Genomic DNA, 23,518 nt, shown 5'->3' with positions numbered 1-23,518 from the left:
GCAACAAAAAAAGCGGCCCGGAGGCCGCTTTGAATTACTGATACTTGTCGAGCATCTTGTAATAAAGGCCCACCAGAGGCAGGAACCAGGGCTTGCCAAAATGGCCCGGCACTGCCGGCCAGTCCAGCCCCTTCAGAGGGTTGGTATCCGGCCGTCCCATGATGGTGTCGGCCATGATCATGCCGAGATGGGTGGAAAGCTGCGCGCCGTGGCCGGAATAACCCATGGCGTACCAGACGCCGTCATGGAAACCGGCGCGCGGGTAACGGTCCTTGGTCATATCGACCAGCCCGCCCCAGCAATAATCGATCGGCACATGCGCAAGCTGCGGGAAGATGCGGTGCAGGCTTTCCGTCAGGATCGCGCCGCTCTTGGCATCCGAACGTTGATCTGATGTCGCAGAAAAGCGCGCACGGCCACCGAAGATCAGCCGGTTATCCGGCGAAAGCCGGAAATAATTGCCGATATTCATGGAGTTGACATAGGTACGGTTGCCCGGAACCGATGCCTTGATCTCGGCGTCCGTCAGCGGCCGCGTGGCGATGATGAAGCTGCCAACGGCGATGATGCGGCGGCGGAAATAGCTGAATCCGGACGGCGTATAGGCGCCGGTTGCCACCAGCACATTATCGGCCGTCACCTTGCCGCGTGTGGTTTCCAGATCATGGAGCTTGCCGTTCTGGGTATGCTTCGTCACCGCAGCGTTTTCGAAAATCACCGCGCCATGCCGGCTGGCGGCTTCGGCAAGGCCGGCGACATAACGGCCCATATGCATCATGGCGCTTTTCTTAGAGAGCATCGCGCCGTAAAAAGGCGAGCCGATTTCCGCCTTCAGATCTGCCTCGGACAAAAGCGCCGTATCGGGATCCACCTCGGCGTGAACTGCTTCGAAATTCCTGGCAAGTCCTTCGAAATGCTGTGGTTTCGACGCCATTTTAAGCTTGCCCGCCCGGCGGAAATTGCAGTCGATCTTCTCCTCCGCAATAAGGCTTTCCAGCGTATCGATGGAAGCATCCAGCGCCTGGTATAGAGCGATGGCGCGTTCCTTGCCGAGTTCGGCCTTGGCGGAAAGATAGGAATGGGCAAGGCCATTATTGAGATGGCCGCCATTACGGCCAGAGGCACCCCAGCCGACACGCTGCCCTTCCAGAACGACGACACGCGCACCGGCTTTCGCAAGCTGGCGCGCGGCACCGAGACCCGTGAAGCCGCCACCGATGACGGCCACATCATAGTGGCCTTCGACAGGACCTTGCGCCGCCCCCGCAAACAGGGGCGCCGTGTCGTGCCAATAGGAGACGAGCTTCATGATCCAGTCCCTTTCTTACAGTCCGACAACGCCCGCAAGACCGGAAATATCCGAAATCTCCGTGTAACCATAATAGGGGTTTGCCGGCTCATGGCCGCGGTTGACCCAGACCTTGTTCTTGATGCCAAGATCATGCGCCGACATCAGATCGTAACGGAAGGAGGACGACACGTGCAGGATTTCCTCCGGGCTGCAACCGAGCATGTCGAACAGATATTCGAAAGCCTTGAAATGCGGTTTGTAGGCCTGTGCCTGTTCGGCCGTATAGACGGCATGGAACGGTGCGCCGAGTTTTGCGACATTCGACATGATCTGCGCGTTCATGGCGTTGGACAGAATAACCAGCGGAATCTCCTTGGCGACCTTTGACAGACCCGCCGGAACGTCCGCATGCGGCCCCCAGGTCGGAACCCGCTCGTAGACCATTGCCGCATCCTCGTCCTTGAAAGCAACACCATTGCGCTTGCAGGTGCGCGACAGAGCATTGTGAACGACGTCTGCGTAAGGCTTCCAGTCATGCATGACCTCATCCAGACGATAGGCGGAAAAATTCTTGATGAATTCCTCCATCTCCGCTTCTCCCAGACGATCACCGTAGAGATCGCGGGCAGCCTCTGCCATCTGGAAATGAATGAGCGTGCCGTGGCAATCGAAAGTGATGTATTTGGGGCGGAAGATGGTCATCTCGTCGTCATCCTTGCTTGGGGATTGGTGGTGGCTGCAATAATGAGATCATAGAGGCCTTTGTCCGATCGGCGCACCGCAATTGCTGCTCACGGAAGCAGATTGTTGCGTATGCGACTGCCAGTTTGGCAGAGAGTTGCGTTGAGGCTAACCGAAAGCCCATGGCCCGCCCCGGGTTCACCGCCCGATGCCGACAAGCGGCGGCATAAGATGCGGCGGCGGATAAAAGCAACAGCGAAACATATCGAACCTTCCCATTTGTCGGGACAATCTTCTTCCCGCATCAGTCTATCAATGAATGACAAGAATAAACGGAGTTCCAGCATGCAGGCGAACCTCATCGATATCCAGGCGTTTCAACCTGACCATCTCGACGCAGCGGTTGAGTTATCCCGCCAGGCAGGGTGGCCGCACCGGAAGGACGACTGGGCGCTGGCCCTTTCCATCAGCAAGGGTTTCGTCGCGCTCGATAACGGGCGCGTCGTCGGGACCGCCATGGCGAGCCTTCTCGGCGACAGTTGCGCCACGGTGAATATGGTGATCGTTGATGAGGCCATGCGAGGCCGCGGCGTTGGTCGTCAGCTGATGCAGGCGGCGATGGCAGCCGCAGAAAATCGTGAATGCCGTTTGACGGCGACGTCTGACGGCCTGCCGCTTTACGAAAAAATGGGCTTTGTCGCCTGCGGCCAGGTGCTTCAATATCAGGCCGTTCCGCTCGCCACCGAAAAGCCGGCTGGCGTCGCATGGACGGATAAGGTCGAGCCAGCCGAACTTGCGGCGCTTGATGCCCAGGCCTTCGGCGCAGATCGAGGCAATCTATTCGCCGTGCTTGCAGAACGCGCCCGTTTTGCACTTGTGGAGAAACAGGGCGTCATCAAGGGTTTTGCGGCCCTGCGCGCCTTCGGACGTGGTGAAGTCATCGGTCCTGTCGTGGCGGAAGACGTTGAAATCGCGAAAGATTTGATTGCATTCGTAATGTCCGAACGCGCCGGTGAATTCCTGCGCGTGGACACGACAGTGGATGCAGGCCTTGCCCCCTGGCTTGCAGAACGCGGCCTTGCCCATGTCGGCGGCGGCATCGCCATGCGCCGGCCGAAAGCCGACATCGCAGCCGACACAAAATTCAAGACATTCGCATTGACCAGCCAGGCACTCGGCTGAATCCGGAGAGACCCATGTTAAGCAATTCACTGATCGAACTGGACCGCGCCCATCTGGTGCACCCCGTCTCCTCCTTCCGCGGCCATGAAAAACTTGGCGTACGAGTGCTGAAATCGGCAAGCGGCGCCACCGTAACAGACATCACCGGCCATCAGCTGATCGACGGTTTTGCCGGCCTCTGGTGCGTCAATGCCGGTTACGGGCACGACAGCATCGTCGAAGCCGCGGCAAAGCAGATGCGTGAATTGCCCTATGCCACCGCCTATTTCGACATTGGCAGCGAACCGGCGATCCGGCTAGCCTCGGAACTTGCCGACCGCGCGCCGGGTGATCTCAATCACGTCTATTTCACGCTTGGCGGTTCCGATGCGGTGGACAGCACCATCCGGTTCATCCGGTATTACTGGCATGCGAAAGGCCAGCCGCAGCGCGACCAGTTCATTTCCATCGAACAGGGGTATCACGGCTCCACCACCGCCGGCTCCGGCCTCACTGCGCTACCGGCTTTCCATGCGGGTTTCGGCGTGCCCTACGACTGGCAGCATAAAATTCCGTCGCATTATGCCTATCGCAATCCGGCCGGCAGCGATCCGGCCGCCATCATCGCGTCCTCGCTGCAAATTCTGAAGGACAAGATCGAGGCCATCGGCCCGGACCGCGTCGCCGCCTTTTACGCCGAACCCATCCAGGGCTCGGGCGGCGTTCTGGTGCCACCGCCGGGCTGGATCAAGGCCATGCGCGAGCTCTGCAGTTCCTATGGCATTCTCTTCGTGGCCGATGAAGTCATCACCGGCTTCGGCCGCACGGGACCGCTCTTTGCCTGCGCCGACGAGGACATCGTGCCTGATTTCATCACGGCCGCAAAAGGCCTCACGTCAGGTTATGTGCCGATGGGCGCCGTCTTCATGGCCGACCGTGTTTATGATACAATAGCCGACTTCGCCGGCGAGGCCGCCATCGGGCACGGATATACCTATTCCGCCCACCCCGTCAGCGCCGCTGTCGGCCTTGAAGTTCTGAAACTTTATGAAGGCGGACTGCTGGAGAACGGCCGTCGTGCCGGTCAACGGCTGATGGCCGGCCTTGAAGGATTGAGAAGCCACCCGCTGGTGGGTGATGTGCGCGGCCGGGGCATGCTCGCCGCCATCGAACTCGTGACCGACAAGGACAAGAAAACGCCCTTGCCGGCCGCAGCCGCCCCCGCGCGAAAAGTTTTCGACCGCGCTTGGGAAAACGGCCTCATCGTACGCGCCTTCGCAAACGGCATCCTCGGTTATGCGCCGCCGCTCTGCTGCACCGATGGCGAAATCGACGCCATCGTCGAGCGGACGCTGAAGACGCTCGATCAGACGCTCGAGGACCCGGCGGTGCGGGCGGCCATGGCCTGAGAGAAAAAACGGGCGGCGTTGCGGCACCCTCTCGAAATGTCGCAACGCACCGCATATTCGCAATATTCTGCCGAACAGCCGATCCATTTCGGCGTATCCAACGTGCTGGAAGTGCCAAACTATCAATGCAAACGGCACTAAACGCCATAAAAAAGGGCGTAGTCACAAATGGGAACGGGACAAGGATCCCGTCCGGGAACAGAATAATCTGCCGCAGGCTCCCCCAAGAGGCCAAAGCGGCGAAGCGGAGACCGACATTGCCCAAAAACCTGAGCGACTTCAAATATATGAGCTTCGACGTGGTGGGAACACTCATCGATTTCGAAGGTGGTCTGAAAGCGACGCTTGCTGAGATCGGCACGGAACACGGCGTGGAGGTCGACGGTGAAAAAGCACTCGCGCTCTACCGCGCGGCCCGTTATTCCGATGCGACTGATCTGTTTCCGGACGATCTCGTCCGCGTTTACCTGATCATCGCTCCTGAACTTGGCCTGCCGGGGGAACGCGCGCTCAGCGAGCGCCTGCGTGATGCGGCAAAAAGCTGGAAAGGCTTTGCGGACAGCCGCGCCGCCATGGCCGAACTTGCAAAGACTCACCGCCTGATCGCCATGACCAACGCCCAGCGCTGGGCTTTCGAATATTTCTCGAAAGAGCTTGGCAATCCCTTTCATGCCGCCTTCACCGCCGATGATACCGGCACGGAAAAGCCGGACCCGGCCTTCTTCGAAAAGGTGTTTGCCTTCGTGGAAAGCGAGGGTGCATCGAAGGATGACATTCTGCACGTCGCGCAAAGCCAGTACCACGATATCGGCATATCCCGGCAGCTCGGAATGACCAATTGCTGGATCGAGCGCCGCCACGCCCAGAAGGGATATGGCGGCACGATCGAGCCGGAAAACTTTACCGAGCCGGACTACCACTTCACCTCGATGGCCGATCTTGCCGGGGCCGTCAGGCAAACGGGCGGCTGAAGCGCTCCTCCCATGGCTTGCCGCGAACTGGGATGCGGCATGCCGGACATTTCTGCCGACGCATTTCAACAAATCATACAAAAGGGGAAGACCATGAGTGACAGGATTACAAATTGGACCCGCTCTGACGACGCCGCCGTTGAACAGGCTATCCGTCGCGGCGCGACGCGGCGAGAGCTGCTTCACATGATGCTGGCCGGTGGTGTGGCGCTTTCTGCCGGATCGGCCATCCTCGGTCGCGCCTCGAAGGCCGTGGCGGCGACACCGGTTTCCGGTGGCTCGTTAAAGGCGGCCGGATGGTCCTCCTCCACCGCCGATACGCTCGACCCCGCAAAGGCCTCGCTTTCGACAGATTATGTCCGTTGCTGCGCCCTTTATAACCGGCTTACCTTTCTCGACGTTTCCGGCACACCACAGATGGAGCTCGCCGAATCCATCGAAACGAAGGATGCCAAAACGTGGACGGTCAAATTGCGTTCCGGCGTCACCTTCCATGACGGCAAGTCTTTGACGGCCGATGACGTGGTCTATTCGCTTAAGCGTCACCTCGATCCCGCTGTCGGTTCCAAGGTCGCCAAGATCGCGGCTCAAATGACCGGTTTCAAAGCGGTCGACAAAAACACCGTCGAAATTACGCTGGCGAACCCGAACGCCGACCTGCCATCCATCCTCGCGCTGCATCACTTCATGATCGTTGCCGATGGCGCCACGGACTTCTCCAAAGGCAATGGCACCGGTGCGTTCAAGCTCGAGAAATTCGAGCCCGGCGTTCGCTCCGTCATGGCAAAGAATGCAAATTACTGGAAGTCCGGCGGTCCGCACCTCGACAGTTTTGAGTTCATGGCGATTTCCGACGACAATGCACGCGTCAACGCCCTTCTTTCCGGCGATATCCAGCTTGCTGCCGCCATCAATCCGCGTGCACTTCGCCTGCTCGACAAACAGGACGGCGTCGTCATGTCCAAGACGACGTCCGGAAATTATACCAACCTCAACATTCGGCTTGATCAGGCACCCGGCAACAAAACCGACTTCGTTGCTGGCATGAAATCGCTGATCAATCGCGAGCAGATCATCAAGGCGGCGCTGCGCGGCCTCGGTGAAGTTGGCAACGATCAGCCCGTTCCGCCCATGAGCCCCTATTACAACCCGGACCTCAAACCGAAGGCCTTTGATCTGGACAAGGCCAAGTTCCATTTCGAAAAAGCCGGCGTCATCGGTCAGTCCATTCCGGTCATCGCATCGGATGCGGCGGGATCATCCATCGACATGGCAATGATCATGCAGGCTTCCGCCGCACAAATCGGCGTCAAACTCGACGTACAACGGGTGCCATCGGATGGCTACTGGAGCAATTACTGGCTGAAGGCACCGATACACTTCGGCAACATCAACCCGCGCCCGACGCCGGACATTCTGTTCTCGCTGCTTTATGCCTCCGACGCGCCGTGGAACGAAAGCCAGTACAAGTCGCCGAAATTCGACAAGATGATGCTTGAAGCACGCGGTCTGCTCGACCTGGAAAAGCGCAAGCAGATCTACTTCGAAATGGAAAGAATGATTGCCGATGAAGCTGGCACCATCATTCCGGCCTATATTTCGAATGTCGACGCGATCTCCTCCAAGCTGAAGGGTTTGGAAGCAAATCCGCTTGGTGGCATGATGGGGTACGCCTTTGCGGAATACGTCTGGCTCGAAGCCTGATAGACCATGGAGCCGGGCATTCAAGTGCCCGGCGACCTTTCCGCCGATGCGGGAAGCCTCCACAATAAGGGCCGGTCGCAGGAGCATCTTGAATGAACAGCCGAATATTGTCTCTTATCGCCAGGCGGCTGGTCGTCATGCTGACGACGCTGCTGATCGTGTCATTTATCGTCTTTTCCGCCACCAGTCTGCTGCCCGGCGACACGGCGACGATCCTTCTTGGTCAGTCGGCAACGCCGGAGGCCGTGGCCGGTCTGCGTACCGCCATGCATCTCGATGACCCCGCCCTTTTGCGTTTCGTTCGCTGGCTGTTTGGCCTGCTGCACGGTGAACTCGGCACATCCTACGCCAACAATATGGCGATTGCCGACCTTATCGGTCCACGTTTCATCAACTCCATGAAGCTTGCCGGCATTACAACCATCATCGCCGTGCCGCTGGCGCTGACACTCGGCATCAGCTCCGCCATGCTGCGCGGAACGCTGTATGATCGTGCCGTCACGGTCCTGACCATCGGTGTCATCTCGGTGCCGGAATTCATGATCGCGACGCTCGCCGTTCTGCTTTTCGCCGTTTACCTGAAATGGCTGCCGGCTCTGTCGCTGGTGAGCGAGATCCACTCCGTCTTCGATGTGCTGCGTATTTACGCCATGCCGGTCATCACACTCACCTTCGTCGTCTCGGCACAGATGATCCGCATGAGCCGCGCCGCCGTCATCGAAACACTCGATACGCCCTATGTGGAAATGGCGCTCCTGAAGGGTGCGCCGCGCATGCGCATCGTCCTGCGCCATGCGCTGCCCAATGCACTCGGCCCCATCGTCAATGCTGTGGCGTTGTCGCTTTCTTATCTCGTCGGCGGCGTCATCATCGTCGAGACGATCTTCAATTATCCTGGCATCGCCAAGCTGATGGTCGATGGCGTCGCGACCCGCGACCTGCCGCTGATACAGAGCTGTGCGATGATTTTCTGCGTCGGTTATCTGCTCCTCATCACGACAGCTGACATCATCGCCATCATGTCCAATCCGAGGCTGCGCTGATGGCCGATCATCTCAAGACATATTCAGGAACTTCGCGTTTGGGCTACAAGATCAACGCAGTCGGCATTTTCGCCTTTCTCGTCATTTTTATCTGGGCGATGGTCGCCATCTTCGCGCCCTATCTCATTCCGTATCCGGTGGGAGACATCGTCGATCTCGATTATTTCGGACCGATGACCTCCGATCTCTGGCTTGGTTCGGATTATCTCGGCCGCGACGTCTTCTCCCGGATTCTCATGGGTGCACGCTTCACGGTCGGCATTTCGCTGGCGGCCGTCACCATCGCCTGCGTATCCGGCGTTGTGCTCGGCATGTGCGCGGCCGTCATCGGCGGCTGGTTCGATGCCGCCCTCAGCCGGTTTCTGGATGCGGTGAATTCCATTCCCAGCAAGCTTTTCGGGCTTGTGGTCGTCGCCGCCGTCGGTTCGTCCATTCCGGTGCTGATCGTTACCCTCTCGGTCATCTATACACCGGGCGCCTATCGTTTCGCCCGGGCGCTGGCAGTGAATGTCAACACCATGGATTTCGTCACTGTCGCACGCGTACGCGGGGAAAGCCTTCTTTACCTCATCAGCTCGGAAATCCTGCCCAACATCATCCGTCCGGTGCTTGCCGATCTCGGCGTGCGCTTCGTCTTCATCGTGCTACTTTTGTCGGGCCTCTCCTTCCTCGGCCTTGGCCTGCAACCGCCGAATGCAGACTGGGGTGCACTGGTGCGTGAAAACATCGGCGGCCTGCCCTTTGCCGCACCGGCCGTGATCTTCCCGTCGCTGGCGATTGCCAGCCTGACGATCAGCGTCAATCTGTTGATCGACAATCTGCCGCAGAAAATCCGCGACAGGAGCGAATAATGAGCAATCTCGTTGAAATCCGTGGACTTAAAGTCGAGGCGACCACCGATTCCGGCCGCCGCATCCAAATCATCAGGGGTGTCGACATCGATATCGCCGAGGGTGAGATTGTTGCACTGATCGGCGAAAGCGGTTCCGGCAAGACCACCATTGCGCTGACATTGATGGGATATGCACGCCCAGGCTGCCATATTTCCGGCGGCAGCGTCACGGTGGCGGGTCGCGACATGGTGCAGCTTTCCGAAATGGAACGGGCCAAAATTCGCGGCACGAAAATCTCCTACGTCCCGCAAAGTGCGGCGGCCGCTTTCAACCCGGCGCAAAAGATCATCGATCAGGTCATAGAGGTCACCCGCATCCACGATCTGATGCCGCCGCAGGAGGCGCGCCGAAGAGCGGTGGAACTGTTCAAGGCATTGTCGCTGCCCAATCCTGAAACCATCGGCGAGCGTTATCCGCACCAGGTTTCCGGCGGCCAGCTTCAACGTCTCTCCGCCGCCATGGCGTTAATTGGCAGTCCGGAACTGGTCATCTTCGACGAGCCGACCACGGCACTCGACGTGACGACACAGATCGAGGTTCTGCGCGCCTTCAAATCAGCGATGCGCAAGGGCGGTATCGGCGGCGTCTATGTCTCGCACGATCTCGCCGTCGTCGCCCAGATTGCCGACCGGATCGTGGTGCTGAAAGGTGGCGAGATACAGGAAATCGGCACGACAACGGATATTCTTGAGAATGCCCAGCATCCTTATACACGGGAGTTGCTGACCGCTTTTAACGACAAGGTGCGAACTGTAGCGCCGCTCAAACAGAATGGCGCAAAGCCGCTGCTGGATATTGAGAAGCTGATCGCCGGGTATGGAACGAAAGGCGACGACCATATGCCGCTGGTGCGTGCAGTCGATTCCGTCAGCCTTGCGGTCTATCCCGGCCGCAATCTCGGCATCATCGGCGAATCCGGCTGCGGAAAATCGACGCTGGCGCGTGCCATTGCCGGCATTCTCCCCGCCGCCAGCGGTCATGTCATCTTCGAAGGTCGGCAGCTGGATGCCGATGCCCGCCGACGCACCAGCGATCAGTTGCGCCGTATGCAGATCGTTTTCCAATATGCCGATACGGCGCTCAACCCGGCGAAATCCATCGAGGATATTCTCGGCCGGCCGCTGACCTTTTATCGCGGCTTGAAGGGCAAGGCGCGCGACGCCCGGATCGACCAGCTGCTGGATATGGTGAAACTGCCACGCTCGGTTCGTCACCGCCATCCTTCCGGCCTGTCGGGCGGACAGAAGCAGCGCGTCAACTTCGCCCGCGCGCTCGCAGCCGAACCATCGCTCATCATCTGCGATGAAATCACTTCGGCGCTGGATACCGTCGTCGCAGCCGCAATCATCGACCTGCTCGGCGAACTCCAGCGAGAGCTGAACCTGTCCTACATCTTCATCAGCCACGATCTTTCAGTGGTGGAAAGCATCTGCGATGAAATCGTCGTGATGTATGGCGGGCAGAAGGTGGAGCATCTGGAAACGGACGCGATCAAGTCGCCGACCCATCCCTATTCGAAGCTGTTATTCTCCTCGGTGCCGAAGCTCGACCCAACATGGCTCGACAATCTCCAGCAGGATGCGGAGCTGGTTAGGGCGTTTTCTAAGCGATGAGAAACTCTCCTCCGTCATGCCGGCCTTGAGCCGGCAGCCAGCCGCGTCTGCGCCGTGAAAAGAATCTTTTGCGAGCAAGGACTTGATCGCACTGGACCCCGGATCAAGTCCGGGTTGACGGCGCGTGAATGCAACGCCTTTCCACCTTAAAGCGGAAACAGGCTGGTCAGTGGCATATGCGATTTTATGATCGGCGATTTCAGCACCACGAAGCTGAAATATTTGTCGATTCCGACATCCATATCCGTCAGCCGCTCCATGATCGACTGATATTCGACGATGCCTGACGTGACGAATTTCAACAGATAATCATAACCGCCGGAAACAAGGTGGCATTCCACCACCTGGTCGATCTTTTCGACAACACCGAGGAAACGGGCGAAATCGATTTGACGGTGGTTTTTGAGCGTGATCTCCGTGAAGACGGTCAGCGTCTGGCCAAGCTTGTTGATGTTGATCTGCGCCGAATATCCCTCGATATACCCCTCGGACTGAAGCTTCTTGACGCGCATCAGGCAGGGGCTGGGTGACAGGTTGACCAGTTCCGCCAGCTCGACATTGGTGATGCGACCGTTTTTCTGAAGTTCGTAGAGAATCTTGATATCGATCCGATCGAGTTTCATCACGTGCGGAACCCCTTTTTGATTTTTTCTGAGCGCGGCATAAAATTCTGACGCGGCAGCGGAAATCTTAACACATAGGCGCACGCTGTCGACGCGGGGATATTTTTTTCATCCAGCATAAAGAGTTGCAGACAGGTTTCCGAACAGCAGGAGATGCCGGCAATCACCACAGTCTGGCAGCGTTTACCCGCAAACCACGATAAATTAGGAGGGAGATAAGGAGCCGACCATGCCAGCGCCGCTGCACCAGATCACGACCTCACCGGAATTGCCGAAATCCGCAGACGCCGTCATTATCGGCGGCGGTATCGTCGGTGTCTTCGCCGCCTATTATCTCGCCCGGAGCGGCCTCAAGGTGGCGCTTGTCGAAAAAGGCCTGATCGGGGCGGAACAGTCCAGCCGCAACTGGGGCTGGTGCCGCCAGCAGAACCGCGACGCCCGCGAATTGCCGATATCGACCCAGAGCCTTGCGCTCTGGGAAGAATTCGCTGCCGTCACCGGCGAGAACACTGGTTTTCGTCGTTGCGGGCTGTTTTACCTGAGCGATAGCGAAGCGGAGATTGACCGCTGGGCGCGCTGGCGCGACTTTGCCATCACCGCGGGCGTGACGACGCATATGCTGAGTGCCAATGAGGCCAGCGAACGCGGCAGCGCCACCGGCAAACGCTGGAAAGGCGGTGTCTTTTCACCAACAGACGGCACCGCCGATCCGTCCATGGCAGCGCCCGCCGTCGCGCGGGCCATCATCAAACTAGGCGGCACGGTACATCAGAATTGCGCTGCGCGCGGGTTGGAAACGGAAAGCGGCCGGGTCAGCGCCGTTGTCACCGAAAAAGGCACCATTCGCACCAAGACCGCCATCATGTCCGGCGGGGCCTGGGCCTCCTCCTTTTGCCGCCAGCTCGGCATTCGTTTTCCGCAGGCCTCGGTTCGCTCTTCCATTCTGTCCGTCACGCCGGGCGCGGAAGGCCTGCCGGATGCGCTGCATACCGCCGCCGTTTCGGTCACGAAGCGGTACAATGGTGGCTATAATCTCGCCATCAGCGGCCTCGGTCGCATCGACCCAACCGCGCAGCAAATGCGCTTTGCACGCGAATTCGTTCCGATGTTCCTCAAGCGCTGGCGTAGCCTGCGGCTCGGCGGACTGGAGGGGATTCGCGGCGGTCACGAGACGCTGAAACGCTGGCGGCTTGATGCACCTACGCCGATGGAGCGGATCCGTATTCTTGATCCAAGACCGAATGCCGCAGCCATCCGCGAAACCCACAAACGGGCGCTGGAACTTCTGCCCGCACTGCGCAAAACCCAGATATCCGCCGCCTGGGCCGGCTTCATCGATAGCACGCCGGATGGTGTGCCCGCCATCGGCGAAACCAGCGAGTTGCCGGGTTTCATCCTGGCCGCCGGCTTCAGCGGCCACGGTTTCGGCATCGGTCCCGGTGCTGGCCACCTGATCGCCGATATCGTGACGGGTTCAAACCCGATCGTTGATCCCGCCCCCTATCACCCCAACCGTTTCCGTGACTCGTCTTGGGGCAAGGTTGCGGATTTCTGATTTCCCTGCGCGGGGTGCCACTGATGAATAAAACAACACCCGCAAGGCATGACCTGCGGGTGTTGTCGTCCGCCGCATTTTTTCGACCGGTCAGCTCTTCGGCAGACCGGGTGGATTTGTCCGCGATTCCGGCAAGGCCTCTTCCGCAAGCTGCCAGCGGTCCAGTATCTTCGCGTAAGCGCCGCTCTTGATCAGATCGTTGGTCGCAAGCGTCAGAGCATCGGCGAGCCCCGAACCCTTGCGCGTGGTGATGGCGACATCCGAACGTTCCGGCCAGCCGGCGGAGAGCGTTCCGACACGCTTGATGGTCTTGTCGCGCGCCGCGATGAAAACCAGCTGCGCATGCGGCTGGACGATGACATCCGCCCGCCCCGCTGAAAGCGCGACAAACCGGGTGGCTTCGTCATCGTAATATTGCAGCTCGATCGGCTTCAATCCGGCGGCGACATTCTCATCGCTCCATTTCAGCAGAATACGCTCCTGGTTGGTGCCGGCACCCACGATGATCCTCAGCCCCGCCGTGTCCTTCGGTTCCTTGATTTCGGTGATGCCGCTGTCCGACTTGACGAAAAAGCCGTGCAGGCCCTGGCGATAGGTCGAGAAATCGAACTTCTCCTTGCGCTGTTCGGTCACGCCAACATTGGAGATGACGGCATCGTATTTTCCCGAGGCAAGCCCGAGCGGCCAGTCCGCCCATGCCACCGCCACCAGTTCGAGTTCGAGACCAAGGCTGTCGGCCACCGCAAGCGCATAATCGGGATCGGCGCCGACTACCGTCTTTGCATCCGTTGCATAAGTGGCCAGCGGCGGACCGCCGGGAGAAACGGCAACGGTCAATTTGCCCGGCGTCACGAACTTGAAATCCTTCGGCACGGCGGCAATCGCGTCGGGGTCTTTTTCGACCTTGATGCGGCCGGGCTGATCTGGCGACAGATCAAAGACATCGCTGGCGGAAGCGGGTCCAAAACCGGCAACGGAGAGGAAAGTGCCAAGCGTGACCGTGGCGAAACGAGAGATGAAGGTCATTGTGGTTTCCCGATTAGGATTGCGGGACGAAAGTAGCGCGGGCGGGAGGATGCCCGCGCCACCGGCTGAGTGATGTCCCACCTTCAACTCAGCATTTGGCAACTCAGCATTTGGCAGTTCAGCTTTGGGCACTGCCAGCTCAGCTCTTCGGCAGGCCGGGCGGGTTGGTACGGGATTGGGTGATGGCTTCGGAGCCGAGGTTCCAGCGGGCGAGAACCTTGCCGTAATTGCCGTTCTTGATCTGGGCATTCAGTGCCGCCGTGATGGCTTCGGCAATGCCGGCGTCCTTTTTCGAGGCGACGGCGATTTCCGCCGCTTCCGGCCAGCCGCCGGAGAAGGTGCCGACGAGCTTGGTCTTCTTCTGGCTTGCCGCCTGGAAGGCCGAAGTGGCGTTGGGGCCGAGATAGGCGTCCGCGCGGCCGGATTGCAGGGCAACGTCAAGCACGGCCTGATCGTCGTAATATTGCACCTCGGTATCGGCCAGTCCCTTCGCCTTGTTGTCCTTGATCCATTTCAGCAGGATCTGCTCCTGATTGGTGGCGGCGCCGACGATAACCTTCAGCCCGGCGACATCCTCAGGCTTGCCGATTGAGGTGACCTTGCTGTTATTGCCCACATAAAAACCGAGCAGATCGTTGCGATAGCTGGAAAAATCGAACTTCTGCTTGCGCTCTTCCGTCACGGTGATGTTGGAGGTAACGGCATCATATTTGCCGGAAGACAGGCCAAGCGGCCAGTCCGCCCAAGCAATCGGGACCAGCTGCAACTCGAGCCCAAGACTGTCGGCGACGAGCTGGGCAATATCCGGCTCAACGCCAATCGGTGTCTTCGTGTCGCTCGCATAATCCACCAGCGGCAGGCGGAATGGCACCGTCGCGACCGTCAGCTTTCCATCGGCAGTGAACTTATGGCCGGCGGGCAGAAGCTTGATCGCCTCCTCCACCTTTTCGGCGCGCACCCGGCCCTTCTGCTCCGGCGACAGGTCCACCTTCTGCGCATGCGCGGCCGGCACAAGGGAAGCGGTGGCGGTGAAAAGGCCAGCCGCGAGCAGGGACAATAATTTCGATGAAAATGCCATGTGAGTGTTTCCTTGTTTTTGATTAGAGAACTTTTGCGAGGAATTCAGCCGTGCGCGGGTGGTCCGGGCTGTTGAAAACCTTGTCCGGCGTGCCCGTTTCGAGGATGCGACCCTGTTCCATGAAGACGACCCTGTCGGAGACTTCGCGGGCAAAACCGATTTCATGGGTGACGATGATGAGGGTAACGCCGGAGCGGGACAGTTCCTTGATGACATCAAGCACCTCGTTGACCAGTTCAGGATCGAGCGCCGATGTCGGTTCGTCAAAGAGCAGCACCTTCGGTCGCAGGGCCAAGGCGCGGGCAATCGCCACGCGCTGCTGCTGCCCGCCGGAAAGCTGGCGGGGATAAGCCGCTGCCTTATCGGCAAGCCCGACGCGGGCCAGAAGATCACGCGCTTCGACCTCCGCCTGTTCTTTCGAGATGCCGCGAACCGCGACGGGCGCTTCGATGATGTTTTCAAGCGCGGTCAGATGCGGGAAGAGATTGAAGCTCTGGAACACCATGCCGACTTCGGCGCGGCGCTTGAGGATTTCGCGCTCCTTCAATTCGTAAAGCGTGTCGCCCTTCTGGCGATAACCAACCAGCTCGCCATCGATGGCGATGAAACCGTCATCCACGCGCTCGAGATGATTGATGGAGCGCAGCAATGTCGACTTGCCGGAGCCGGACTGGCCGAGAATGGTGGTGACGCTTCCCGCCGGAATGGAGAGGCTTATATCGTCAAGCACCTTCAGCGATCCGAAGGATTTCGAAACTCCGTGGATATTGACCGAACCGCCGCGATTGCCGAGCTGGAAGCTAGCCGCGCGAGCCGGTGCCTTACGCTCGGACTTGGCCGTGACCGTTTCCACCGCTCCAGGCGTTGATTTGCGCGGCAGGAAGGTGCGGAAGATCGTGGCAAACAGCGAGGGCGGCGGATTGCGCAGCGCGCCGCGCGAGAAGTGTCGTTCGATATGATGCTGGACGATGGAAAGCGCGGTCAGGATCACCAGATACCAGACGGTCGCGACCATCAAGAGCGGGATCACTTCCAGATTGCGACGATAGATGATCTGGATCGTGTAGAACAGTTCCGGCAGCGCGAGGATATAGACCTGGGACGTGCCCTTCGCGAGGCCGATAATATCGTTGAAAGCGGTCGGCAGAATCGAGCGCATCGCCTGCGGCAGAATGATACGGGAGGCCTGCCGCCGACGTGGCAGGCCGAGAGCCGCTGCGGCCTCAAGCTGGCCCTGGTCGACGGAGAGAATACCACCGCGCACGATCTCGGAAGCGAAAGCGGCCTGATTGAGTGTAAGCCCCAGAATGGCGGCTGCAAAGGGCGTCATCAACTGCGTGGTGTTCCAGCTGATGAAATTGATGCCGGTATAGGGCACGCCGATCGTCACGGTCTCATAGAGATAACCGAGATTGTTGAGGATCAGCAGAAGCACGATCAGCGGGATCGACCGGAAAATCCAGATATAGGTCCAGGAAACGGCAACCAGCAATGGCGAACGGGAAACGCGGGCAAGCGCCAACAGCGTTCCCAGCACGAAACCGAAAAGGGCGCCGAGCGCGGTGAGCAGCAGCGTTCGCCCAAGGCCGACCAGCACGGGTTCGGCGAAGAACCATTCGGCAAAAACGTCCCAGCCCCAGCGTGGATTGCCGAAAACGGAATGCAGGACGGCCGCGATAACGAGAACGGAGAAAACCGTGCCCACCGTCCGCAGCGGATACCGAGCCGGGACGATGCGGAAATGCGAATAACCGCTTTTGGCCAGCCCGCTCTCGACTGGAGCGGCCTTCGGTTCGTTCAATGCAACATGCGGAAAATCAGATGCTATTGTCATCGGAACGGACCTTTCAGGGGTGGACCGGGGAAGGTTGCGGCTGGGCCACCGGTATCGGCGCTCCGTCCAGAACCGTATTGGAAAGCCATTTTTCGAAAGGCAGCGACCTGATCGTCTCGGGGTCGGCCGCCGTATCGAAGAGCGCGCGGTAACCATTGGTGAGATAAAGGCCGACCGCCTCCGGCTGACGGAAACCCGTGGTTAGATAGACGCGTGCATAACCCTGCCGGACCGCCTGCTCTTCCAGTTCGCGCAGCACGATTTTTGCAAGCCCCTGCCGGCGATGAGCGGAATGGGTCCAGACCCGCTTGAACTCGGCGGTCTCATCGTCGTGGCGCATGAAGGCACCACCGGCGATCGGCTTGCCGTCCCGCAGCAGCAGCAGGAAATTGCCCGAAGGCGGACTGAAGGCCTCCGGCGGATATTTGTTCAGCTCGGCTCTCGCCCCTTCAGCGTTGAAAAAGGTGCCGTAACGGCTGTCATATTCGAACAGCAACTCCTCCAGAAGCGGGGTTGCGAGCGGATCCTTGACCGATGTGTAGAAAAAACTGTCGCTCATGTCCTTGTCCTCAATTTTTTACGTCAGGAGAGATAGCCTTCGGCCAGGCGCACCCAGAAACGCGCTGCCGGTGCGATGATCGCGTCGTTGAAATCATAATGGGGGCTGTGCAGCGGCGCGCTTTCGCCATTGCCGACGAAGAGATAGGAGCCGGGCCGCTCCTGCAGCATGAAGGCAAAATCCTCGCTCGCCGTCCTCGGCTGAAAGGCGTCGGCGATCTGTGCAGCAGGAAAATGCCGTCTGGCGACATCGCGGGCGAAAGCCGTCTCCGGTGCGTGATTGATGACTGGCGGGAAACCACGGGAATAAGAGACGTCAGCCGTTGCACCAAAACTTTCCGCCTGCGCTTTGGCCAACGCCGGAAGCCGCTCCTCCAGCCGGTCACGCACGGCAGTTGAGAAAGCGCGCGCGGTGATTTGCAGCTCCACGCTTTCGGGAATGACGTTGGAGGCCGTTCCGCCATGGATGGAACCGACCGTCAGCACCGCCATCTCGCGCGGATCGATATTGCGCGAGACGATGCTTTGCAGGGCGGTGATGAAGCTGGCCGAGGCGAGAACCGGATCGACCGTCTCATGTGGTGCTGCGCCGTGCCCACCCTTGCCGATGATCCGCACGCTTGCCTTGTCGACGGAGGCCATGGCCGGGCCTTCGACGAAGCCGAACTGACCGGTTTCCACACCCGGCCAATTGTGCAGGCCGAAGACGGCATCGACGGGAAAACGCTCGAACAGCCGGTCCTTTATCATTGCTCTCGCACCAGCGCCGATTTCCTCCGCAGGCTGGAAGATCAGCGTCAGCGTGCCGGAAAAATTCGAGGTTTCGGCAAGATATCGGGCGGCGGCAAGCAGGACCGTCGTGTGGCCATCGTGACCGCAGGCATGCATGATGCCAGATGTTTCGCTGGCATAAGCAAGGCCCGTCTCCTCATGGATCGGCAGCGCATCGATATCGGCGCGGATGCCGAGACGTTTTTCGCCGTGGCCGCGTTTGAGCGTGGCGACAACGCCGTTACCGCCAACACCTTCCGTCACCTCATATCCGAATGACAGGAGATAACGGGCGATAAGCGCCGCCGTGCGCGTCTCCTTGAGCGACAGCTCCGGGTGCCGATGAAGATCGTGCCGGATGGCGATGCTTTCCTCGATAAAGGCAAGGATCCCCCGTTCGGCGTCGTCCTGCGGACGCGCGCCGTCAATGCGGATATTCATGGTTCTGTCTCCTGCGCAGCGCGTTTTCGCCCCGCGTCTTGAAATCTGTGCCGGGCGGCGATCACCATCGCCCGGCCGCAGCCTTATGCGATGGCCTTGTTCGCGCTGCTTTCGCTGCCGGAGTAGACACTTTCCTTGAAAGGCAGGCCGAGATGATCGCGCAACGTCGCCCCTTCCAGATGCGGATCGAAATAACCGCGTCGCTGCAGCACCGGGATGACGAGGCGGATGAAATCATCCAGCCCTTCGGCAATCACCGGGAAGCCGAGAATGAAGCCGTCGGCCGCATCATGCTCCACCCAGCGGATGATCTCGTCCGCCACCTTGTCCGGCGTGCCGATGAAACCTTCGCGCGGCGTTGCGGCCTCCAGCGCCGCTTCCCTGAGCGTCTGGTTCTTTTCCTTCGCCCGCCGTTTGATGCGGTCGGTCGTCGAGCGGAAGCTGTTCTTGCCGATCTCGCCGAGCTCGGGGAAAGGCTCATCCAGCGGGTAGACGCTGAAATCGTGATGATCGAAGAAGCGTCCGAGATAGGCGAGCGCATCCTCTATCGTGATGAGGTTGCGGATGACGTCGTATTTCGCCTCCGCCTCCTCCTGCGTCTCAGCGACGATGGGGCCGATGCCCGGGAAAATCTTGACGTCCGCCGTTGATCTGCCCTGCGCAACGGCGCTCTGCTTCACCCGCTTCAGGAAGGTCTGGTTTTCCTCCAGCGAGGCGGAATTGGTGAAGACGGCATCCGCATGTTTGCCGGCAAGGCCGATGCCGGCATCGGAGGAGCCGGCCTGGAATACCACCGGCTGCCCCTGCGGCGACCGCTGGATGTTGAGCGGGCCTTCCACCTGGAAGAAACGGCCCTTGTGGCCGAGCGTGTGGAGTTTGTCTCGGTCGAAGAATTGCCCGGTTTCACGGTTGCGAACGAAGGCACCGTCGTCCCAACTGTCCCACAGGCCCTTGATGACCTCTAGATATTCGTCGGCGATTTCGTAACGCAGTGCATGTTCGGGGTGGTTGCGGCTGTAGTTTTTCGCCGTGCCTTCAAGCGGCGTCGTCACCGCGTTCCACCCCGCGCGGCCGCCGCTCAGAAGATCGAGCGAGGCGAATTGTCGGGCAATCGTGAAAGGATCGCTGTAGGAAGTGGAGACCGTACCCGCAAGACCGATCTTAGAAGTGACTGCGGCGAGCGCCGAAAGGATGGTCAGCGGCTCGAACCGGTTGAGGAAATGCGGAATGGACTTGTCGTTGATATAGAGGCCATCAGCCACAAAGGCGAAAGCGATGCCGGCCGCTTCGGCTTTCAGCGCGGTCTTCTTGAAGAAGTCGAAATTGACGCTGGCATCCACCGGGCTCTTGGGGTGCCGCCAGGCGTTCATGTGCCCGCCAGGACCCTGAAGCATGATGCCGAAACGGATTTTCTTTTTCGTCATGTCATTTTCTCCTGAGGACAAAATTACGCTGCCCGGGAAAGGCGATGCGTGGCCAAGAGCTCGATCGAGGCAAGCCGCTGATCGGCGCCGACATGCGGCGGCTCGATGATGAATTCCTCGATGCCATGCTCTTCGGAAAGCGCGCGCAGCGCCCGGTGAATATCGTCCGGCCCACCATGCAGGACATTGGGCTTGCGCTCTTCGATGCGATAATCGCTGTCACCGGACTGGCGGGCGAACTCTTCCGCCTGTTCGCGGCGGCCGAGATTGAAGGCCCTGCCATCGCTCAGGAACACGCGGTAGATGCGCTGGCCTTCGACCTGTCTTGCCGCATGGGCGGGATCGCTCGCGGCAAAAGCCGAGAGGGCAAGGATCGGCGCGCTTCCGCCGCTTGTCTCACGGAAAGCCAAGAGGCTGCGGCGCAGAACCTCCGGATCGCCGTTGAGATGGCCGGCAAAAACGAAATTCCATCCTTTGGACGCTGCAAGCCTTGCGCTTTCCGGGCTGGCGCCGAGCAGGAAACGTTCCGCCGCAATCGGCGGCACGGGTGTCGCCTGTAGTCCGGCCTGAGCTTGGTCCTGCGGTGCGCTGCCGGCGAGAAATGTCGTGAGCTCACCAAAAGCCGTCTCGAAATCCGGCTTGCGGGCGAGATCATAGGCCTGCTGCAAGGCGGAGGTTGCAAGCGGCAGGCCGCCCGGTGTCTTGCCGACGCCAAGATCGACCCGGCCGGGCGCCAGCGAGGAGAGGACATTAAAAACCTCGGCAACCTTGTAGGGGCTGTAATGCTGCAGCATCACGCCACCCGAACCGACGCGAATGCGGGAGGTCTTCGCCAGAATCCACGCCACCAGCGCCTCGGGCGCAGAACCGGCAAGTTCCGGCGAATTGTGATGTTCGGCCACCCAGAACCGGCGATATCCCAGTTCCTCGGCGCGCTTGGCGAGATTGATCGTATCGCGGAACGCGCTTACCGCGTCCTCACCCGTCGGCACCGGGCTCTTGTCGAGCAAACTGAGCGTATACATCGTCACCTCGTGTGTCTTGATGCATAGTTTGTCTACCGATTTTATATTCTAATAAAGGATGTTTGTTCCATGCTGCGAGGAGATCAGAGAAAATATTGTTTTCAGTCAGGTTTTCGAAGTCTGCCTTGATCGGGGCGCTCGAAAACGCTGAAAACCTTGCCTCAAAGGACTGCTACAGGGCGCTTTCACCGGAGAACGCACTGAAACGGGCTTGCACCGGAATTCGCTAAAAACTACTAAGTAACTTAGGAACAATACGATCCGGCATTGTGAATATGCCGGTTCTCTTTTCGGATCAGGCGATGTTGACCAAAAAAGGCAAATACGGATTGAAGGCGCTTGTCGATCTGGCGCGGTTGCCCCAGGGCGAGACTGCCTTCGTGACCGAGATTGCGACCCGTAACAACATCCCGAAAAAATTCCTGGACACCATTCTTCTGGAACTGCGCAACAGCGGCATTCTACGCTCCAAGAAGGGCCCGAATGGTGGTTATTCGCTCTCGAAACTGCCCTCCGAAATCATGATCGGACAGGTTATCCGCACGCTCGATGGCCCGCTCGCGCCCATTCGCTGCGCAAGCCGCACGGCCTTTGAAGCCTGTGATGACTGCGATGATCCCGAGACCTGTCAGGTCAGGGTTTCGATGACGGACGTGCGTGATGCCATCGCAACCATTCTGGACAATATGACGCTCGCGCAATTCGTCGCAAAGGATGGGCAGGACCAGCGGTCCATCCCAGCCGGCGAATAGGATTTCGCAGAGACGGCAGCGTCACTTTATTGACGGCGTAGATCATCCACCAGCGATGCGATGAGCCCGGATTCGCTGACGCCCTCGATAAGACCAAGGCGCGCCATCAGAATTTCAAGCGTAATGGCATTGTTGCGGACCGAACGACACGTGACGTTTTCCGCTCCCACCTGCGCTGCGTCGATATGGGTCGCCAGACTTGATATCTGCGCCTTCAGCAGTTCGACGGCGAGAAATATTTCCCCAATGACTGGTTTCGCCGCACCATCATCCGCCAGCCTGTCGATCAGCAGCACCGAAAGCTCACGTTGTTTTTGCCCCAGAGCCACCGCAGCCTTTAACAGGGTGGAAACGGCGGTGGCGAGATTTCCCACACCCTGGGCGAGGAACACCACCTGATCGGCGCGCAGCAGGCCCTCCCATGAGATATTCGGCCGATTACGCAGAACGACAAGTATGGGCTGCCCAGATGTGTTGACGGCTGGAACGACGATCCAGTCCGCATTGGCCCTTGCCGACAGCGCAATGTCATCGGGAAGCCTCAGGGCATAGTCGTCAGCCGTCACCGGGATTGCGTTATCCAACCCGTCATCGGATGTCGCCAGGGCGAAGGTCTCACCGAGATCCAGGCGGGCGAAGAGGACCCTGCGCTGCTCATCGCTACCGGCGTTGCGGATGAATTCAAGCGCGGTGAAATGCTCGACGAGATCATGCGCCGCCTCGGCATTGGCTATGGAAATGATCGAAAGCGCCTGAGAGAGAACATCATTGGTGATATCCGCCCCGCCCATATCAGTTGGAACCGAGAGAGCGAGGAGGCCGGAGCGGGCAATCCGGGCATGGATTTGCCCAGGATTTTCGATGGCGCATTTTTCGGCGATCGTCCGGGCGACGGTCAGCACATCGATATCCGCGCCGAGGCGTGGAGGAACGAAACGAAGTCTTTCGCCAAGAGACGTGACGGATCCCATGCTCAACTCCCTCAAACAATGACAAAATGAAAGCGTCGAAACGACCGACGCTCAGTCCAGTGAATGATAACGACCGTTCTGGTAGAGCAGCGAATGGCCGGAACCGACACGGATCGCTTCCACCTTGCCGATGACGATGACGTGGCTGTGACGCTCGATCGCCTCTTCGATGGTGCAATCGATCGCGGCCACGGCATCTTCGAGGATGGGGGCGCCGCTCGCGAGCCTTGTCCATTCCGCACCGCGATACCGGTCCGGGCCCTTCAGGCCGCCGATGCCGGCAAACTGGTTGGCGACGAACTGATGGTTCGTACCGATGATGTTGACGGCGAAATGACCGAAACTCTGCACCACGGGCCAGGTAGACGAGGAACGGTTGAGCGCGACAAGGATTCGCGGCGGATCGACCGACAAAGCGGTGGCCGATGTCACGGTCGCGCCCGTACGCTCATCCCCTTCGCCTGCGGTAATCACGCTGACGCCGCCGCCGAGCGTCCTCAGCGCCGTCTTGAGGCTGTCGGCATCTGCCGCCCTGCCGGCGACCGGGTCGCGCAGATTGATGAATTGTTGATCCTTGGCCGCATATTGCAATGTCATCGCGTGGCTCCTGAAACAGCTGAATTGTTCAATAGCTAGCAGCGGTGGCGGGGGCTGAAATAGACATCGTTTTCCATAATCGTAATATTCTATAGAA

Annotated in this window: 21 protein-coding genes; 9 read left to right on the top strand and 12 right to left on the bottom strand. The window is 59.4% G+C overall.

Features of this window, described 5'->3' with window-relative positions:
- Positions 1-34: 34 nt before the first annotated feature.
- Positions 35-1,309, bottom strand: a complete 1,275-nt coding sequence (locus tag GSF67_RS21395; protein ID WP_006315128.1) for an FAD-binding oxidoreductase — start codon at positions 1,307-1,309, stop codon at positions 35-37.
- A 15-nt stretch (positions 1,310-1,324) separates the two neighbouring features.
- Entirely contained in the window at positions 1,325-1,993 is a 669-nt protein-coding gene (locus tag GSF67_RS21390) for a haloacid dehalogenase type II (RefSeq protein WP_006315126.1), read from the bottom strand.
- Positions 1,994-2,317: 324 nt separating this feature from the next.
- On the opposite strand from GSF67_RS21390, the gene GSF67_RS21385 reads away from it, so the two are divergent.
- From GSF67_RS21385 to GSF67_RS21355, 7 genes are all read left to right on the top strand, one after another.
- Complete coding sequence (locus GSF67_RS21385; RefSeq protein WP_006315124.1) at positions 2,318-3,154, top strand: GNAT family N-acetyltransferase; 837 nt, start codon at positions 2,318-2,320, stop codon at positions 3,152-3,154.
- Positions 3,155-3,168: 14 nt separating this feature from the next.
- Entirely contained in the window at positions 3,169-4,542 is a 1,374-nt protein-coding gene (locus GSF67_RS21380) for an aspartate aminotransferase family protein (RefSeq protein WP_006315122.1), read from the top strand.
- Between the two features lie 257 nt (positions 4,543-4,799).
- A complete protein-coding gene (locus GSF67_RS21375; protein WP_006315117.1) occupies positions 4,800-5,513 on the top strand; it encodes an HAD-IA family hydrolase in 714 nt (237 codons plus the stop codon).
- A 93-nt stretch (positions 5,514-5,606) separates the two neighbouring features.
- Positions 5,607-7,217, top strand: coding sequence for an ABC transporter substrate-binding protein (locus GSF67_RS21370; protein ID WP_035216267.1), 1,611 nt, complete (start codon positions 5,607-5,609; stop codon positions 7,215-7,217).
- Between the two features lie 92 nt (positions 7,218-7,309).
- The gene (locus tag GSF67_RS21365) at positions 7,310-8,260 is read left to right on the top strand and encodes an ABC transporter permease (RefSeq protein WP_006315111.1); all 951 of its coding nucleotides are present in this window, start codon (positions 7,310-7,312) and stop codon (positions 8,258-8,260) included.
- Positions 8,260-9,111, top strand: coding sequence for an ABC transporter permease (locus GSF67_RS21360; RefSeq protein ID WP_006315110.1), 852 nt, complete (start codon positions 8,260-8,262; stop codon positions 9,109-9,111). Before GSF67_RS21365 ends, GSF67_RS21360 begins: the two co-directional genes overlap by 1 nt.
- Entirely contained in the window at positions 9,111-10,766 is a 1,656-nt protein-coding gene (locus GSF67_RS21355) for an ABC transporter ATP-binding protein (protein WP_006315109.1), read from the top strand. Before GSF67_RS21360 ends, GSF67_RS21355 begins: the two co-directional genes overlap by 1 nt.
- A 146-nt stretch (positions 10,767-10,912) precedes the next feature.
- Here GSF67_RS21355 and GSF67_RS21350 read toward each other — a convergent pair whose 3' ends face one another.
- On the bottom strand, positions 10,913-11,389 hold the full coding sequence (locus tag GSF67_RS21350) for an Lrp/AsnC family transcriptional regulator (RefSeq protein ID WP_004445447.1): 477 nt from the start codon (positions 11,387-11,389) through the stop codon (positions 10,913-10,915).
- Positions 11,390-11,618: 229 nt separating this feature from the next.
- Here GSF67_RS21350 and GSF67_RS21345 point away from each other — a divergent pair, with 229 nt between their 5' ends.
- Positions 11,619-12,944 carry an FAD-binding oxidoreductase gene (locus GSF67_RS21345; RefSeq protein WP_006315107.1) on the top strand — a complete coding sequence of 442 codons (1,326 nt, stop codon included), beginning with the start codon at positions 11,619-11,621 and terminating at the stop codon, positions 12,942-12,944.
- A gap of 90 nt (positions 12,945-13,034) precedes the next feature.
- Here GSF67_RS21345 and GSF67_RS21340 read toward each other — a convergent pair whose 3' ends face one another.
- From GSF67_RS21340 to GSF67_RS21310, 7 genes are all read right to left on the bottom strand, one after another.
- Complete coding sequence (locus tag GSF67_RS21340; protein ID WP_006315106.1) at positions 13,035-13,970, bottom strand: ABC transporter substrate-binding protein; 936 nt, start codon at positions 13,968-13,970, stop codon at positions 13,035-13,037.
- A 139-nt stretch (positions 13,971-14,109) separates the two neighbouring features.
- A complete protein-coding gene (locus GSF67_RS21335; RefSeq protein ID WP_006315105.1) occupies positions 14,110-15,048 on the bottom strand; it encodes an ABC transporter substrate-binding protein in 939 nt (312 codons plus the stop codon).
- Between the two features lie 22 nt (positions 15,049-15,070).
- Positions 15,071-16,882, bottom strand: a complete 1,812-nt coding sequence (locus GSF67_RS26270; protein ID WP_006315104.1) for an amino acid ABC transporter permease/ATP-binding protein — start codon at positions 16,880-16,882, stop codon at positions 15,071-15,073.
- A 13-nt stretch (positions 16,883-16,895) separates the two neighbouring features.
- Positions 16,896-17,441, bottom strand: coding sequence for a GNAT family N-acetyltransferase (locus GSF67_RS21325; protein ID WP_006315103.1), 546 nt, complete (start codon positions 17,439-17,441; stop codon positions 16,896-16,898).
- A 23-nt stretch (positions 17,442-17,464) separates the two neighbouring features.
- Entirely contained in the window at positions 17,465-18,652 is a 1,188-nt protein-coding gene (locus tag GSF67_RS21320; RefSeq protein ID WP_006315102.1) for a M20 aminoacylase family protein, read from the bottom strand.
- 83 nt (positions 18,653-18,735) lie between these two features.
- A complete protein-coding gene (locus GSF67_RS21315; protein WP_006315101.1) occupies positions 18,736-20,076 on the bottom strand; it encodes an LLM class flavin-dependent oxidoreductase in 1,341 nt (446 codons plus the stop codon).
- A 23-nt stretch (positions 20,077-20,099) separates the two neighbouring features.
- A complete protein-coding gene (locus tag GSF67_RS21310; RefSeq protein ID WP_006315100.1) occupies positions 20,100-21,101 on the bottom strand; it encodes an LLM class flavin-dependent oxidoreductase in 1,002 nt (333 codons plus the stop codon).
- Positions 21,102-21,403: 302 nt separating this feature from the next.
- Between GSF67_RS21310 and GSF67_RS21305 the strand changes: the two genes are divergently transcribed.
- On the top strand, positions 21,404-21,853 hold the full coding sequence (locus tag GSF67_RS21305; RefSeq protein WP_010973026.1) for an Rrf2 family transcriptional regulator: 450 nt from the start codon (positions 21,404-21,406) through the stop codon (positions 21,851-21,853).
- A 26-nt stretch (positions 21,854-21,879) separates the two neighbouring features.
- Here GSF67_RS21305 and GSF67_RS21300 read toward each other — a convergent pair whose 3' ends face one another.
- Together GSF67_RS21300 and GSF67_RS21295 are read right to left on the bottom strand one after the other, a co-directional pair.
- Positions 21,880-22,824 (bottom strand): acyl-CoA dehydrogenase family protein, encoded by a 945-nt coding sequence (locus GSF67_RS21300; RefSeq protein WP_006315097.1) that lies wholly within the window; start codon positions 22,822-22,824, stop codon positions 21,880-21,882.
- A gap of 51 nt (positions 22,825-22,875) precedes the next feature.
- Entirely contained in the window at positions 22,876-23,421 is a 546-nt protein-coding gene (locus GSF67_RS21295) for a flavin reductase family protein (protein WP_006315096.1), read from the bottom strand.
- Positions 23,422-23,518 lie beyond the last annotated feature (97 nt).

It is taken from the genome of Agrobacterium sp. CGMCC 11546, assembly GCF_013365515.1.
Classification (GTDB): domain Bacteria; phylum Pseudomonadota; class Alphaproteobacteria; order Rhizobiales; family Rhizobiaceae; genus Agrobacterium; species Agrobacterium fabrum.
The sequence above is the reverse complement of the archived record's forward strand: the minus strand, read 5'-3'. Positions and strand labels throughout refer to the sequence as shown.

What these genes read in the sequence shown, in the direction of transcription:
- GSF67_RS21395 (WP_006315128.1), bottom strand. Translation starts at nt 1,309, where the DNA reads ATGAAGCTCGTCTCCTATTGGCACGACACGGCGCCCCTGTTTGCGGGG.
- GSF67_RS21390 (WP_006315126.1), bottom strand. Translation starts at nt 1,993, where the DNA reads ATGACCATCTTCCGCCCCAAATACATCACTTTCGATTGCCACGGCACG.
- GSF67_RS21385 (WP_006315124.1), top strand. Translation starts at nt 2,318, where the DNA reads ATGCAGGCGAACCTCATCGATATCCAGGCGTTTCAACCTGACCATCTC.
- GSF67_RS21380 (WP_006315122.1), top strand. Translation starts at nt 3,169, where the DNA reads ATGTTAAGCAATTCACTGATCGAACTGGACCGCGCCCATCTGGTGCAC.
- GSF67_RS21370 (WP_035216267.1), top strand. Translation starts at nt 5,607, where the DNA reads ATGAGTGACAGGATTACAAATTGGACCCGCTCTGACGACGCCGCCGTT.
- GSF67_RS21365 (WP_006315111.1), top strand. Translation starts at nt 7,310, where the DNA reads ATGAACAGCCGAATATTGTCTCTTATCGCCAGGCGGCTGGTCGTCATG.
- GSF67_RS21360 (WP_006315110.1), top strand. Translation starts at nt 8,260, where the DNA reads ATGGCCGATCATCTCAAGACATATTCAGGAACTTCGCGTTTGGGCTAC.
- GSF67_RS21355 (WP_006315109.1), top strand. Translation starts at nt 9,111, where the DNA reads ATGAGCAATCTCGTTGAAATCCGTGGACTTAAAGTCGAGGCGACCACC.
- GSF67_RS21350 (WP_004445447.1), bottom strand. Translation starts at nt 11,389, where the DNA reads ATGAAACTCGATCGGATCGATATCAAGATTCTCTACGAACTTCAGAAA.
- GSF67_RS21345 (WP_006315107.1), top strand. Translation starts at nt 11,619, where the DNA reads ATGCCAGCGCCGCTGCACCAGATCACGACCTCACCGGAATTGCCGAAA.
- GSF67_RS21340 (WP_006315106.1), bottom strand. Translation starts at nt 13,970, where the DNA reads ATGACCTTCATCTCTCGTTTCGCCACGGTCACGCTTGGCACTTTCCTC.
- GSF67_RS21335 (WP_006315105.1), bottom strand. Translation starts at nt 15,048, where the DNA reads ATGGCATTTTCATCGAAATTATTGTCCCTGCTCGCGGCTGGCCTTTTC.
- GSF67_RS26270 (WP_006315104.1), bottom strand. Translation starts at nt 16,882, where the DNA reads ATGACAATAGCATCTGATTTTCCGCATGTTGCATTGAACGAACCGAAG.
- GSF67_RS21325 (WP_006315103.1), bottom strand. Translation starts at nt 17,441, where the DNA reads ATGAGCGACAGTTTTTTCTACACATCGGTCAAGGATCCGCTCGCAACC.
- GSF67_RS21320 (WP_006315102.1), bottom strand. Translation starts at nt 18,652, where the DNA reads ATGAATATCCGCATTGACGGCGCGCGTCCGCAGGACGACGCCGAACGG.
- GSF67_RS21315 (WP_006315101.1), bottom strand. Translation starts at nt 20,076, where the DNA reads ATGACGAAAAAGAAAATCCGTTTCGGCATCATGCTTCAGGGTCCTGGC.
- GSF67_RS21310 (WP_006315100.1), bottom strand. Translation starts at nt 21,101, where the DNA reads ATGTATACGCTCAGTTTGCTCGACAAGAGCCCGGTGCCGACGGGTGAG.
- GSF67_RS21305 (WP_010973026.1), top strand. Translation starts at nt 21,404, where the DNA reads ATGTTGACCAAAAAAGGCAAATACGGATTGAAGGCGCTTGTCGATCTG.
- GSF67_RS21300 (WP_006315097.1), bottom strand. Translation starts at nt 22,824, where the DNA reads ATGGGATCCGTCACGTCTCTTGGCGAAAGACTTCGTTTCGTTCCTCCA.
- GSF67_RS21295 (WP_006315096.1), bottom strand. Translation starts at nt 23,421, where the DNA reads ATGACATTGCAATATGCGGCCAAGGATCAACAATTCATCAATCTGCGC.